Genomic DNA, 14,720 nt, shown 5'->3' on the forward strand with positions numbered 1-14,720 from the left:
GTTGTTTAGGCGGGTGCAACTCCAGGCACCCACACTGAAAAGGTTACACGCTGTTGGCCACGTTGTGGTAACGCGCATTAGCTGACCATTCCCTGATCGTTTAATTCTGTCATCCATTGATTATCGGCAATGGCTGATAAACGCAGGATAAACAGCGCAGTGCCAAAGGTAAACAAAACTTAAACAAAGCTGACTGCCTGAAGTGTGAGCAGGATCGCTGCAAAGGATTAAAGGTATCATTAAGGTATTATATAGGTATCGTGATGATACTAATACCAGGAACCCTACACCGCTTTCCCGAGCCGATGCCGGGAAGGTAGCCAGCAAGGATACATAATAATGAAACGTCCTCATCTGAAGCTGTCTGTCATGATGTTTATCGAGTGGTTTATCTGGGGAGCGTGGTTTGTTCCCCTATGGCAATACCTCAACAAGCTGGGTTTTACGCCGGGTGAAATTGCCTGGTCGTACAGCAGTACGGCGATTGCGGCAATCCTCTCGCCGGTGCTGGTTGGTGTTATTGCCGATCGCTACTTCGCCGCGCAAAAAGTCTTGGGTTGGTTGCATCTGGCTGGCGGGGTGCTGATGTTTATCATCGCCTGGCAAACCACCTTTGCCACCTTCTTCCCGCTGCTGGTGATTTATGCCATCACCTATATGCCGACCGTGGCGCTGACCAACAGCATCGCCTTTGCCAACATTACCGATACCGAAAAAGAGTTCCCGCGCATCCGAGTACTGGGCACCTTGGGTTGGATTGCCTCCGGTCTGGTGGTGGGCTTTATGCTGCCGCCGCTGCTGGGGTTAGGCAATATTTCCGATAGCAACCTGCCGTTAATCATTACCGGTGTGGCCTCGATCGCGCTCGGTTTGTACAGCTTTGTGCTGCCCAATACGCCAGCCAAAGGCTCTGGCCCGGTGGATATCAAGGCGTTGCTGGGCCTGAACGCGCTTGGCCTGCTGAAGGACCGATCATTTGCTACCTTCGCCCTGTGCTCGTTTCTGTTCTGTATGCCGTTGGCGTTTTACTACCAGTTTGCCAATGGCTATCTGACGCAGGTTGGGCTGCCAAATGCCACCGGCTGGATGACGCTGGGGCAGGTTTCGGAAATCTTCGCCATGCTGGCGCTACCGTTGCTGCTCAAGCGTTACGGCATCAAAAAGGTGCTGCTGCTGGGATTTGTGACCGCAGCAATCCGCTATGTATTCTTTATCTACGGCGGCACCGCCGACGTCTGGGCCTACAGCATGCTGTTCCTGGGCATTTTGCTGCACGGCGTCAGCTACGATTTCTATTTCGTGACCGGCTATATCTACGTCGACAAAAAAGCGCCGCCGCATATGCGTACCGCCGCTCAAGGCCTGATCACCCTGATTTGCCAAGGGTTGGGCAGCTTTATCGGTAACTGGCTCGGGGGCCGTGCAATGACCACTTTCGCCCTCGAACAGCCGCGAGACGGTATGACGTTTGACTGGTTCGCCGTGTGGGGCGTTGGTGCGGTGATGGTGGTGGGCGTCATGCTGCTGTTCCTGCTGTTCTTCCGTGAACGCAGCGACAACATCACCCCGATTGACGTAGCACGGTCTTAATTCGTTGCGCCGGGCGTGTTGCCCGGCAAGGTAAAAATTCAGGAGAAAAAGATGAAGCAGTTAACCCAGGAACAACGCGTGGTGGGCGCACTTTATGGCCAAATGCTGGGCGACGCGCTCGGCATGCCTTCCGAGCTGTGGCCGCGTGAGCGGGTTAAGCGCCACTTTGGCTGGATCGACCGCTTCCTCGACGGCCCGGCAGAGAACAGCGCCGCCTGCTATTTCACGGCAGCGCAGTATACCGATGATACCTCGATGGCTCTGGCGCTTGCCGACGCGTTGATCGAGGCCGATGGTGAAGTGGTTCCGGAGTTGATTGCCCGCAACGTGATCCGCTGGGTCGATAGTTTTGACGCCTTCAACAAAAACATCCTTGGTCCGAGTTCCAAACTGGCACTGGGGGAGCAGAAGAAGGGCACGCCGATTAGCGATTTGGAAAACAACGGTGTGACCAACGGCGCGGCGATGCGGGTTTCCCCGTTGGGTTGTGTGCTGCCTTCTGCGCCGTTGGAGCAGTTTTGCCAGCAGGTTTGGCTGGCCTCCAGCCCGACGCATAAATCCGATATCGCGGTTGCCGGTGCGGTGGTGATTGCCTGGGCAGTTGCCAAGGCGGTCGAAGGGGCCAGTTGGGCAGAGATCCGTCTGGCATTGCCGGGAGTGGCAGATTACGCTCAGCGCCGCCAGAGCACCACCTTCAGCGCTTCTTTAGCGGCGCGTATCGAACTGGCCTTCCAGGTAGTCGAACAGGCTGGCGGTACCGAACAGGCCTCAGAACGGGTTTACCAACTGGTTGGCGCAGGGGTCAGCACCATAGAATCCGTGCCGGCCGCGTTGGCGATGGTTGAACTGGCGCAAACCGATCCTACCCGCTGTGCGATCCTGTGCGCCAACCTGGGCGGTGATACCGACACCATTGGCGCGATGGCAACGGCGATCTGCGGTGCCCTGAACGGTATCGACGCGTTTGACATGGCTATGTTGGCAGAATTAAAGCGGGTAAATCCGCTGGATATCAACCACTACGCGCAGGCCTTTCTCCGTTTCCGCCAGCGCTGGCAGGAGGGCTCATGAGTAACGAAAGACGCGAGTTATTACAGACGCTAACCCAGGGCGGCTGGCATCAGCAGTGCCCGGTGACGGTGATTGGCGCAGCGGTGATGGATATGGTGGTGAGCGCCGATGCTTTGCCAGTGCGCGGTGGCGACGTGTCGGCCCAGATGCAGGGGCTGCATTTAGGGGGCTGCGCGCTGAATATCGCCGTGGCTCTGCGCCAGTTGGGCATTACCAGCCGCAATCTGCTGCCGGTGGGAGAAGGCGTGTGGGCAGAGCGTTTGCGTAGCGAGATGGCGCAGCGCGGCGTGAGTTCCGATCTGCAAGTGGGTGGTGAGGATAACGGCTGGTGTTTGGCGCTGGTCGAGCCGGACGGAGAGCGTACCTTTATCTCTATCGATGGCATTGAGAACCAGTGGCAGCCTGAGTGGTTGGCAGACGCGACGCCACAAATCGGGCTGGTTTACCTTTCCGGTTATCAACTGGGTGCCCGGCAGGGCCACGTGCTGGTGGATTGGCTGTTACGCCTGCCCGAACAGGTGCGGGTGGTGCTGGATATTGGCCCGCGCATTGACGTGATGGCGCAGAGCCTGTTGCAACGCCTGATCCGCCCTGGGGTGATCCTGACGCTAAACCAGCGTGAAGCTCAGCACCTTGGCATGCAGGAAGATATTGCCGGTTTTTGCCAGCGGTTATGGTCAACCACCGGGCAACTGGTGGTTGTGCGCTGCGGCGGGGAAGGCGGATATTACTTTGCCGGGCCGGACGATCAAGGCTGGATCGCCGCTCGTCAGGTCAAAGTGGTAGACAGCATTGGTGCTGGCGATAGCCACAGCGCCGGTTTGCTAGCCGGGCTGGCACTGGGCCTGACTGCCCGCCAAAGCATGATGCTAGCCAATAGCATCGCCGGTTACGTGGTATCGCAGGCCGGTGGGGATTGTGCGCCAACCCTGGCCCAGCTCCTGGCCAGCGAGGAACTCAATCCTCGCTGATAAATTCGTACATGTCGCTGCGGCAGAAGCTTTCGCTGTATTCGATCGGTTTTTTCCGGTTGTCGAACAGCGTTTGCTTGATGATCAGCAGCGGCATAGGTTCTTTCAACTGCAGCGCTTGCAGGGTTTCACCGTCGCTCATGGCGGCGCTGACCTGGCTACGCAGCGATCCCAACTCCACGTTGTTCAAACGGAAGTAGTCATACAGAGAAACGCCAATATCATCAACGTTGGCTATCGCCTCCGCCACCACATAAGACACCGCCACCGACATGGGGCGCTGATCGATAAAGTGAATACGTTTGAGTTTGTACACCGGCGTATGCTCGGCTAGCGACAGTTTCTCGGCCAGTGCGCTATCCGCCGGGATTTGCTCACGGCTGATCCACATGGTGTCCGGTTTACGGCCTTGCAGCATCACTTCGCGTGAAAAGCCTTTCACATCCGCCAGCGAATAGGCCAGTTTAGGTTGAGCCACGGTATTTTGAATGAAGGTGCCATAGCCCCGCGAGCGGCCGATAATGCCGTCCTGCTCCAGGCAGGCAAGGGCTTTGCGTACCGTAATGCGCGAGATCCCCAGCCGTTCGGTGAAATGGCGCTCACTGGGCAGAAAATCCCCCTGGCTCAATACGCCAAGCTCAATGGCCTGCCGTACCGATTCGTTAAAGCGCAGGTAGAGCGGCATAGCGCCAGCGCTGGTCAGATCGTGTTGCAGTTTGTCCAGCAGGCGCTGGTTGGGATCCGTGCTCATAGTCGACCGAAATCCTGTAGCCTCAATGCGATAGCTTATTTAAGGTGATTTCGCCGGGCGGTGCAACCGTGCACGGTGAGATCGGTGGAAATGGTTGGGCCTGGCAGACCAGGCCCGTTGTGGTATTTACTACTGAGAAGGTTTGGTGGCGCTGCTCTCCCGTATTTCTTTGACCTGATCGGCGGTGACTGGAGCGGCGTTATTCCCCCAACTTGTGCGTACAAAAGTGGCTATCTGGGCCACCTGCTGGTCGCTCAGACGCCAGCCAAAGTCCGGCATGGTTAGCCCGGTAGGGGCGTCTAAAGTCATCGGCGTACGTGAACCATGCAGAATGATGCTGATCACCGAAGCCGGGTCTTCCGCCAGCAACGCCGGATTATGGGCCAACTGTGGGAAGGTATTGCGATAGCCCTGGCCATCGCTGCGGTGGCAGGCGGCGCAGTTGTCCAGATAAGCCTGCCCGCCTGGGTTGCCTTGGTCGGTGCTGTAGAGTGCCAGCGGCTGGTTGGCCGTTGGCGTTTTCTGCTCATCCCCCGCAGGTAGCGATTTCAGATAGGCGGCGATCGCCTGCAAATCCTCGTCGCTCAGGTGCTGAGTGCTGTCTTGTACCACGTCTACCATGGAGCCAAAGGCGGCAAATCTGTCGCTGTGGCCGGTTTTCAGGAAACGAGTCAGATCTGCCGCGTTCCAACTACCCAACCCGCTGATTGCATCGCCACGCAGGCTGGCGGCGTGCCAACCCTCCAGCGTCCCGCCGCTCAGATAGGCGTTATCCGTTTGGTTCAGCGCCTTCTCCTGGAAGCCAATGCCGCGTGGCGTATGGCAACTGCCGCAGTGGCCCAATCCTTGTACCAGATAGGCCCCACGGTTCCATTGTGCGCTTTGGTTAGCGTCTGGCTGATAGGCGCCATCCTCGCGGAATATGCCGTCCCACATCGCCAACGGCCAGCGCATATTCAGCGGCCATGGGATATCGCTAGCCTTGTTCTGCTGCACCACCGGCGTTACCCGTTGGGTGAAGTAGAGATACAGATCGCGTATATCCTCATCATTGATTTTGGCGAAAGAGGGATAGGGCATGGCCGGGTAGAGCCGAGTGCCATCGCGCCTAATGCCTTTACGCAGGGCGTCGGCAAACTCCTGTAGATCGTAGGCACCGATCCCGGTGGTTTTGTCTGGGGTGATATTGGTGGAATAGATCGCGCCAACCGGGGTGGTCATCTTCAGCCCACCGGCGAATGCCATGCCACCTGGCGCGGTATGGCAGGCGGCACAGTCACCGGCGCGGGCCAGATATTCGCCATGAGCGATTTGCCCGACCTGGTGGGTATCCTCGGCGGCCAGAGCGCTGGCGCTTAATACCAGCAAGGCCAGCAGCGAGGGGGTTAATCCTTTCATCGTCTTCTCCTTGCGTATCAGGCCTGAACCAACGGGCCGGGGTTGTTCAGATACTGATTACGGATCGCTTCTGCTGAATAATAGGCCAGCGCACCGACGATTCCGGTGGGGTTATAAGCCAGGTTCTGCGGGAAGGCGCAGGCGCCGGTGACAAACACGTTGGGCACGTCCCAGCATTGCAGATACTTGTTCACCACGCTGGTTTTTGGGTTGTCGCCGGTGATTGCCCCGCCGGTAGTGTGGGTGGATTGATACGGGCGCACGTCATAGTGCGAACCGCTGCCCATCACCGAAATCGCCATCTGCTTCGGCTCCATGGCTTTGGCGATGTTCGCCATCTTGCTGGTAATGTGCTGGGTCATCTTGATCTCGTTAGCCTTCCAGTCGAAGGTCATGCGCAGCAGCGGTAGCCCATAGGCATCCCGATAGGTGGGATCGAGATCGAGATAGCAGTCGCGATAGGGCATCACTGAGCCTTCAGAGCCAATGCTCATCGAGTGCTGATAATTATCTTTGATACCTTGTTTCCAGCCACTGCCCCAGGTGGGGGTCCCCGGCGGTAACGACATCTGTTGGATCGGGCGGCCACCGGTGCGGGTGGCGGAAATATAGGCGCCGCCGATAAAGCCTAGCGCGCCGTGATCGAAGTTTTCCGAGTTGAGATCGTCGATCACCGTGCCCGCGGCTCCGGCTCCGATAAACGGGTTGAAGTGGGTGTCCTTATCGTAAAACAGCGAAATGCCGCTGTTCATCTGATAGGCGTAGTTCTTGCCGACAACTCCTTCGCCGGTGACGGGATCATAAGGTTTACCGATGCCGGAGAGCAACAACAGACGCACGTTATGCAGTTGGAAGGCGCTGAGGATCACCAGATCCGCCGGTTGTTCAATCTGTTGGCCCTGGGCATCGACATAGGTGACACCGGTGGCCTTTTTGCCACTGCTGTCCAAATTGACCTTGATGACCTGCGACTGAGTGCGCAATTCAAAGTTTTTCCGCTTCATCAACACCGGCAGAATGGTGGTCTGTGGTGAGGCCTTGGAGTACATAAAGCAGCCGAAGCGCTCACAGTAACCGCAGTAGTTACAGGGGCCGAGTTGCACGCCGTAGGGATTGGTATAAGGCTCCGAGCAGTTGGCTGCTGGAATGCTGAACGGGTGATAGCCGAGCGACTCGGCCGCCTTGCCAAACAGCGAACCGGAATAGAGCTGCTTGAGGGGTGCAGTGGGATATTCGCTAGTGCGTGGCCCTTCGAACGGGTTGCCGCCTTTGATGATGTTGCCTTGCAGGTTACCGGCCTTGCCTGCGGTGCCACAGACCTTCTCGAACTTATCGAAGTAAGGCTCCAGCTCGGTGTAACTGAGAGGGTAATCCTGCAACAACATGCCTTCGGGCACCCATTTGTCGCCATACTTTTCCGTCACCGTCGTACGCATTTTCAGATCGGCGGGCAGGGCGCGCCAGTGCATGCCGTTCCAGTGGACGCCTGCACCGCCAACGCCGTTGCCGGGCAAAAAGGATCCAAGCTGACGATAAGGCACGGCGAAATCCGCTGGCGTGTGGCGCACGGTTACGGTCTCGTGCGCCATCTCCTGCTCCAGTTTCAGACGGATGCCATAGGTCAATTCGTCGGCAATCCGTGGATAGGCAAAATCAGGGTAAGTATCGCGCTGCTCACCGCGCTCCAGTGCCAATACGCTCAGGCCGGTTTCGGTCAGTTCCATGCCCATGATGGCACCGGTCCAGCCAAATCCGACAATCACCACGTCTACCGGTGGCTTTTTTATCGTGCTCATTTATGCATTCCTTTTGCTGGAGATACTTACCGGGCCAAGGGGATAGGCCTGATTAGGATGATCGACCCAGTCGGTGTAATCCGCCCGCGCACCAGGGAAACCGATCAGTTTCCATGAGGCCATCGACTGGTTACCGCCGTGCTGCGGATCGGCCAGATAACCCTCTTTGGTGTTTTGCAGCAGTTGGCTGAAAAAGGCTTGACCGGGCAGGGCTTCGGAATCCAGCTCACCTTTCTCCAGCGCCGTCAGGATTTGTTCTTGCTGGCTATGTTCCAAGTCTGCAAAGGCTTTCTGGTACTGCTGCTGGCAGTGCGCATTGAGGCCTCGAATGCCAATACGGTAGGTATCACGCGGCGTCAGTTTGGACTGATAACCCAGTTCGGGGGCCGAAGGGACAAACGGCGGGTGCATATACCACAGGCCACCGTGGCCATAAGGCGTTTCCATCTGCTTATCGATAAAAATCGGCACGCCTTCTTCGACGGCACCGGGGCCATTGCTATCGCTGGGGATCAGTCGATCACAAGCCGCCAGCAGGAAGCGCCATTCCTCGTTATTGAAATAAGCGGGAACATAGTGAGAGGAGACACCCGCCGCCGAGGCTGGTGAGGGCGTCATCATCAAAACGCTGGTGCCTCCAGCGGCTGCCAGCGGTATTAGTGCTAGCGTTTTCTTTAGAAAGTTCCGCCGAGGCGGTTCTGGAGAGTGCTGTCGAGACATAATTCCACCTTGAATATGTTTCACAGAAATGCCCGCGTGGCCGCAGTCTTGGGCCGTAAAAACGGGCAGAGGGAGTTGCTATTCCATGACCAATAATAATTAGCGAGCTACTGGTATGGTGATTCAAGTTTAAGTCTTGGCAGCTAAAACAAACAATAAAGCATCTGTTTCAAAACATTTTCTTCACATTATTTTTGATTTAGATCATTTCATTAACAATTTGCCTTGACTAAAGCACCTAACGGGCGGTTGGTGATTGGTCTAGTCGCTGGGGTTAATTGGTCTGTATGCTGCGATCTGGCATCGGTATATGCTGTTGCGGAGAACCTACTTTTGCTGCAACCAGACGGAATACTTTTATGGCGATAAATCAATATGGTCAGCCGGTGGGCGAACCCTTGGTGCAATGGCATGCCTTGCCACGGCCGCAGGAGGTGACGCTGACGGGCAAATTTTGCCACCTTGCGATGTTGGACGCCGAGCGGGACTTTGCCGCGCTATTTGCGGCTTACCAGCTTGCGCCAGATGGACGTGACTGGACTTACCTGATGAGGGAGCGGCCTGAAAGCCCGCAGGAGATGCGTGCGCATCTGGAAAAACTGCAGGCCAACCCGACGCTGGTGAATCTGGTGGTGTTCGATTCAGCCACCGATCTGCCCGTTGGCACGGTGGCCTTTATGCGGATTGAAGAGGCCAGCGGCGTGTTGGAAATTGGCCACGTCTGTTGGTCACCGCTGATGAAGCAGCGCTCCAGCGCCACCGAGGCGATTTACCTGATGTTGCGACACACCTTTGACGAGTTGGGCTATCGCCGTTGTGAATGGAAATGCGATAGCCTGAATGCGCCGTCCAGGCAGGCGGCACTTCGCTTTGGTTTCCACTACGAAGGGCGTTTTATGCAGGCATTGGTCATCAAGGGCCGCAACCGGGATACCGACTGGTTCGCCATGATCGACCAAAACTGGCCCCAGATGCGTAGTGCGTTCGAAGGTTGGCTGGCTGACGAAAATTTTGGCTCCGATGGCCAGCAGATACAGCGTTTGCAGGCGTTTATGCCTTGATATGTAGGGGGCGAACATGTGCATGTTCGCCCCTATGTAGCTTACTGTTCGCTCAGCGCCGCTTTATTTCTTACCTGTTTAGCCTCGAAGCGTGAAATCCACCACCAGGCCAGTGCCGAGAATACCGCGGTCATACAGACGTTGATAAAGAAGGCTTTCATCAGATCGACCCCCGGCGGGAATGCCGACGCCGTCATGCTGACCACAAAGATGGTGATCAGCACCGAAACCACGCTCATGCCAAACTTGCGCGATCCCATGCGGAACTCGCGCGGCGTATCGTCATGCTTCCAGCGGAACACGAAGTAGGCCACCATGATAAAGATCGGCGGCAGCATCGCCGTACCCGCCGTCAGGTTGATCGCGGTGTTCATCATCTGCTGTACCGATTCGGAACCAAAGCCGTTAACCACCAACATCACGAACACGAAGGCAAATTGCCACCATGCAGCACGAACCGGAACGCCATGCTTGTTCAGTTCGGTGGTTTTCTGGCCGTAAACGCCTTTCGGGATCTCAGAGAAGTGGATCTTCACCGGCGCAGAGGTCCACATCATCATCGAACCAAAAATGGCGATGAACAGTACGATGCCCACCAGGCGGCCTACCAGCGTTTCTGAAATGCCGAAGTACTTGGCCATCCCGGTGAAGATTTCCACCATGCCGCCCGCGTAGGTCAGGTTTTCACGCGCGACAAACACGTTAACCAGCAGGGAACCGACGGCATACATCCCGCCGATAACCGCACCGGCAATGATAATCACCTTGATAAACGACTTTTGGCCCCCTTTGACGTCATTGAGGTAGGCCGCTGCCGTTTCCGCACCGCCAGCCGCCTGGAAGATCCAGCACATGATACCCAACGTTGCCCAGTTCACCGTCGGCGTCATCGCCTCCAGCGTGATCGGTTGCGCCGGGACGTGATCGCCGCTCAGCGCCATCAGCGCGCCCAGCACGTAAATCGCAAACAGGGCAAACACCCCATAGGCGACGACTTCGGCAATCTTGCCCAACCAACTGGCACCCTTGGTGGAAATATGGGTGGTGGCGGCAAACAGTACGATCGAGATGATCGATACCATCACCGGTGAAAAGGCGTATTCGCGGCCCATAATGGCGTACGACGCATAGGCAATCACGTTAGGCAGCAATGATACAAACCAGAACAGGTTGACGAACCAATACAGGAACGACCCCATATAGGCTGCTCGGGTGCCCAGAGGCTGTTTTAGCCAATCGTACATTCCCGACTCTGAGTTCTTATTGGCGGACACAAACTCCGCGATAATAAACACAAAGGGAATGAAGTAGACCAGGGTTGCAAACAAAAATACCGGGGCTGAACTCAAGCCCAGTTCAATGTTGTTGTTGACGATATTGCGTACGTTGAACACCGCCGCAAAGGTCATCGACAACAGGGCAAACTTGCCAATCGTGCCACGTAAAGAATCGGACATAGCGTCCTCCGATGAACGACATCAATGATGAACTCAATCTGGATTGAGCGGGAGTGATTTCCCGCCCGCTTCGTTTCATAGTCAGCAGGATCACTTGTTCAACATGTAGCCATCCTCAATGGTGACCCGCAGCACCACTTTTCTTACCCGGTTATCGCCGTGGAAGCGGTAGGCTTCCTGGTTGTCAAAAATCGCCAGTTGCCCGGCACGTAATTCACAGGTTTGCCCGGTGCCTTGCAGATATTCGCGGTCGGTTTCATCGCGGTAGGCCTCAACGGGGGAAAGGGTGGATTTTTTCGCGAACTCTACCGTTTCGCCGCCCTCGAGGTAGTAATGGATGGTGAAATAACGACGATTGCCTTCAAAGGTCGAGCGATTGCGGGTGACGCCGTCTTCAATCATATAAACCAGCGTATCGCCGATGGAGTGCATCACGCCGTCTTTGATATTGGCAATGTTGTCAATGGCTTCCACACAACGGTTCCATTTACGGCCGTCACGGTAAACCACTTTGAATTGCTCCAGGTTGTCTAATACGTGCATGGATCAGGCCTCGTTGGTGGTTGGAGTGAAGAAGTCGTTGGCAAAGTCATGGTTGGCCAGCGCCTGGGCGCTGACGTCACCGGCTTGCAGTGGCATCAGGGTCAGGCCATAGCGGAAGGGCGCCATGTAAACTCGGTAGGAATCGAGGACTTCGCTGCCCCAGGAGTTGGAACCCAGGCCCATCACCTGGTGGTCAAGGTTGAGGGTGATATAACCGCTCGGTTGCAGCTCATTGGTGTGCTGCGCCTGATGCAGGTTCTGGCTGGTGTACTCCCAGGCGCTGAAGTTGATCGGTTGCTGCGGTTTGACCAGCAGGCCGGTACCGTGGCGATTGGTGAGCGCGGCCCAGCGCACATGCTGGCGGTTACCGTTGTTTTGTGGGAACGGATAGTGTTCAAACATCTCGGCCACCGTAGTCTGGTAGATATCGATCAGGTTGGCCTGCTGGCTGTCCTGATAGTTTTCTTCCGGGCCGCGACCATAGTAGTTCACCCGGTCAAAGCCGCCGTTAATGCCGACATCCAGCCCGATGGCCGGGATCACGTACGAGTAATCGCCATAACGCTCGCCGCTGAGTTCCATGTTGAGCTGGCCTTCGGCATTGATTTGGTAGCGGTAGCAGCAGCGCATGCCGAAGTCGAAGACCGGCGGGGCGATGATGCTGGTGACGGTGATTTCAACGCGGCCATCGGCCTGAACGACGTCCAATGTACGGAAGTGCTCTTGCATGATTTGCAGATGAGCGGGTTCCCACAGGCCCTGATACTCCTGTTTATGGTTATCGATCATCGGTTTGAAGAAGCTTAACGTCGGAGCAGAGGCGATGATTTCTTCCCCATTGCTCATCCAGGAGGTCAGCTTGCCGTTCACCTTGGAGAAGGTCAGCGTAAAGTCCTGGCCGCTGATGCTGTACGCCAGGCGGCTTTCCGCTACTCGCAGTGGCAGGGCGTTGAGGTTGGTATAGGTTTCTGCCTGCGCCGTGTTCTCTTTGAGCTGGAACTGGTACACCGCGATGTCGTGATTGGCCGGGCTGTATAGAGTGCTGGAGTTCTTGCGCACGGTGAAGTTCACAAAGGCTTCGCGCTCATCCAGCTCAGGCAGCTCAAGGCGGAACTCCCGTGAAGAGTTGGCCGCCAGATCTTTCAGCCGCAGGGACCGAGTTGCCAGCGTTTCCCCTTCTGCGCGGATCTCGGCGGTGAGGGTGTAGTCATCCAGATTGGTAAACCACAGCTTGTTTTCAACCAGGAAGGTGCCAAGGCGAGCCTCAAGCGCACGGATTTTCACCGGCGCGATAACCTGCTTGTATTCCTTCAGACCCGGCCCAGGCGTTTGATCCGGGAAGATCAACCCGTCCATGCAGAAGTTGTAGTTGTTCGGATAGTCGCCGAAGTCGCCACCGTATTTGTAAAACGCCTGGCCTTGCTCATCGTGCGCCAGGATGCCGTGATCGCACCACTCCCAAACGTAGTGGCCCTGAATATGATCGTGCTGGTAAAACACGTTCTGATATTCCGTCAGGCCGCCGGGGCCATTGCCCATGGCGTGCGCGTATTCACAGATGATGCGTGGTTTGGCGTGCGGGTGTTCACCAAACTCGTTCATCAACGGCGCGCGGGTATACATGGTGGAGATGATATCCACCACCTCGGCGTCGCGGTCTTCTTCGTAGTGCACTAGGCGGGTATCGTCGATGGCCTTGGTGGCGTGATACATCGCATGGATGTTGCAACCGTAGCCGGACTCATTGCCCAACGACCACATCACGATCGACGGATGGTTCTTCTGCGCGTGAACGTGGCGCACAATGCGATCGACGAATACCGCTTCCCAGGCCGGATCGTTGGTGATGCGGCTCAGGTCGCCCACGTTGGCAAAGCCGTGGGTTTCGACGTCGGTTTCGGCCATGACGAACAGCCCGTAAATGTCGCACAGTTCATAAAAACGCGGGTCGTTAGGGTAATGGGCGGTACGTACCGAGTTGATATTGTGCTGTTTCATCAGGATCAGATCTTTTTCGACGCGATCCATGCCTACCGCACGGCCTTTCAGATGGTCGTTATCATGGCGGTTGACGCCGTGCAGCATCACATACTGGTTATTGATGTAGAACAGTCCATCACGCACCTTGATATCACGGAACCCGACGCGTTGAGGTATCACTTCCAGCACGGTGCCGTTTTGGTCTTTAAGCGTGATAAACAGCTGATAGAGGTAAGGGTTTTCCGCTGACCACTGGATTGGATTTGCCAGATTGATAGCAAAATGGGTCTGGGTTTGTGCGCCGAGACTCTGCTGTACCAGCAGGTTATCGTTATCAAACAGGGCATATTCAATCACGTAGTCCGCTAGCGGTGTCCCCGATAGGTTTTCGATCTCCAGTTCGCAAGACAGGGTCGCGCTTTGGTAGTCGGCGGCAAAATCGGTGCGAACGGTCAGATCCTGCACGTGAACCGGCTCTTTCCCCACCAGATAGACATCGCGGAAGATGCCAGCTGTCCACCACATATCCTGATCTTCAATGTAGGTCGAGTCCGCCCACTGCATGACGCGCACGGCCAGCAGGTTTTCCCCTGAGTGCACGTAACCGGAGATATCAAATTCGGCGGTCAGGCGGCTGCCCTTGCTGAAGCCCACATATTGGCCGTTAACGTACACTTCAAAATAGGTCTCAACCCCATCAAATTTGATGATGGTCTGCTTCCCGTTCCACTGTTCGCTCAGCGTAAAGCTACGTTGGTAAGCACCGGTTGGGTTGTCTGTGGGGACGAAAGGCACATCGATCGGGAAGGGGAAGCCTTCGTCGGTATACTGCAGAATGCCATGGCCTTCCATTTGCCACATGTTGGGCACCGTGATCTGGCCCCAGTCAGTCATCCTTTGTGAATAAAAATCTTCGGGCACCAGCAACGGATTGGTGAAGTAGTTAAAGCTCCATTGGCCGCTGAGCGCTATAAAGTGGCTGCTGAGGGCGCGCTGAAAGGTTTGGGCACGCTTGAGTGAGTCATATGAGAAGAAGTAGGCGCGGGGCGCCATTCGGTTCTCATGCAGGTGTTGAAAGTTTTCCCAATTATTCACGTCATCTCTCCTGGTCTGAATGCTGTAGGCCGCAGTCTTGGCATGGAATGCGTCAATGCTTGGAATGATTTTAGTAAAACATTTACTAAAATATAGCCGATAATTTGTTTTGCTTTAACTCGATCACGCTTTATGTCCATGGCGCTGGTGGATCTGTGATCGGGTTAAAGAAATGGCTGATTGGTGTGGTAGGCGGAGAGAAGTGGCATAAATTGGTGGGTTTTGAGGTAAAAAAGCCCGTAATTATTAGTGTTTTTTACTAATAACAGGGCGTTTGGATGCGGGAT

11 protein-coding genes are annotated in these 14,720 nt (G+C 55.9%); 4 read left to right on the top strand and 7 right to left on the bottom strand.

Annotation, left to right across the window (positions count from 1 at the left end; genetic code table 11):
* Positions 1–339: 339 nt before the first annotated feature.
* Genes KGP26_RS12275 through KGP26_RS12285 form a run of 3 tightly spaced genes read left to right on the top strand, consistent with a single transcriptional unit; the run spans position 340 to position 3,632 of the window.
* The gene (locus tag KGP26_RS12275) at positions 340–1,590 is read left to right on the top strand and encodes a nucleoside permease (RefSeq protein ID WP_059200572.1); all 1,251 of its coding nucleotides are present in this window, start codon (positions 340–342) and stop codon (positions 1,588–1,590) included.
* Positions 1,591–1,641: 51 nt separating this feature from the next.
* Entirely contained in the window at positions 1,642–2,661 is a 1,020-nt protein-coding gene (locus KGP26_RS12280) for an ADP-ribosylglycohydrolase family protein (protein WP_094981840.1), read from the top strand.
* On the top strand, positions 2,658–3,632 hold the full coding sequence (locus tag KGP26_RS12285; RefSeq protein WP_166734795.1) for a PfkB family carbohydrate kinase: 975 nt from the start codon (positions 2,658–2,660) through the stop codon (positions 3,630–3,632). Before KGP26_RS12280 ends, KGP26_RS12285 begins: the two co-directional genes overlap by 4 nt.
* On the opposite strand, the gene KGP26_RS12290 is transcribed toward KGP26_RS12285, so the two are convergent.
* From KGP26_RS12290 to KGP26_RS12305, 4 genes are all read right to left on the bottom strand, one after another.
* On the bottom strand, positions 3,619–4,383 hold the full coding sequence (locus tag KGP26_RS12290; RefSeq protein ID WP_021804684.1) for a GntR family transcriptional regulator: 765 nt from the start codon (positions 4,381–4,383) through the stop codon (positions 3,619–3,621). The genes KGP26_RS12285 and KGP26_RS12290 overlap by 14 nt on opposite strands.
* A 129-nt stretch (positions 4,384–4,512) precedes the next feature.
* A complete protein-coding gene (locus tag KGP26_RS12295) occupies positions 4,513–5,781 on the bottom strand; it encodes a cytochrome c (RefSeq protein ID WP_223665523.1) in 1,269 nt (422 codons plus the stop codon).
* A 17-nt stretch (positions 5,782–5,798) separates the two neighbouring features.
* On the bottom strand, positions 5,799–7,577 hold the full coding sequence (locus KGP26_RS12300) for a GMC family oxidoreductase (RefSeq protein WP_021804682.1): 1,779 nt from the start codon (positions 7,575–7,577) through the stop codon (positions 5,799–5,801).
* Positions 7,578–8,297, bottom strand: coding sequence for a gluconate 2-dehydrogenase subunit 3 family protein (locus tag KGP26_RS12305; RefSeq protein ID WP_166734799.1), 720 nt, complete (start codon positions 8,295–8,297; stop codon positions 7,578–7,580).
* A gap of 359 nt (positions 8,298–8,656) precedes the next feature.
* Here KGP26_RS12305 and KGP26_RS12310 point away from each other — a divergent pair, with 359 nt between their 5' ends.
* Positions 8,657–9,358: a GNAT family N-acetyltransferase gene (locus KGP26_RS12310; protein WP_223665524.1), complete on the top strand. Its 702-nt coding sequence runs from the start codon at positions 8,657–8,659 to the stop codon at positions 9,356–9,358.
* A 41-nt stretch (positions 9,359–9,399) separates the two neighbouring features.
* On the opposite strand, the gene KGP26_RS12315 is transcribed toward KGP26_RS12310, so the two are convergent.
* The 3 genes from KGP26_RS12315 to ebgA all read right to left on the bottom strand — a co-directional run bounded on the left by KGP26_RS12315 (position 9,400) and on the right by ebgA (position 14,433).
* Positions 9,400–10,815 carry an amino acid permease gene (locus tag KGP26_RS12315; protein ID WP_021804679.1) on the bottom strand — a complete coding sequence of 472 codons (1,416 nt, stop codon included), beginning with the start codon at positions 10,813–10,815 and terminating at the stop codon, positions 9,400–9,402.
* A gap of 90 nt (positions 10,816–10,905) precedes the next feature.
* Entirely contained in the window at positions 10,906–11,358 is a 453-nt protein-coding gene (locus KGP26_RS12320) for a beta-galactosidase subunit beta (protein ID WP_059200577.1), read from the bottom strand.
* Positions 11,359–11,361: 3 nt separating this feature from the next.
* Positions 11,362–14,433, bottom strand: coding sequence for a beta-galactosidase subunit alpha (gene ebgA / locus KGP26_RS12325; protein WP_223665525.1), 3,072 nt, complete (start codon positions 14,431–14,433; stop codon positions 11,362–11,364).
* Between the last annotated feature and the right edge of the window lie 287 nt (positions 14,434–14,720).

It is taken from the genome of Serratia sp. JSRIV002 (genome assembly GCF_019968725.1).
GTDB lineage: Bacteria > Pseudomonadota > Gammaproteobacteria > Enterobacterales > Enterobacteriaceae > Chania > Chania fonticola_B.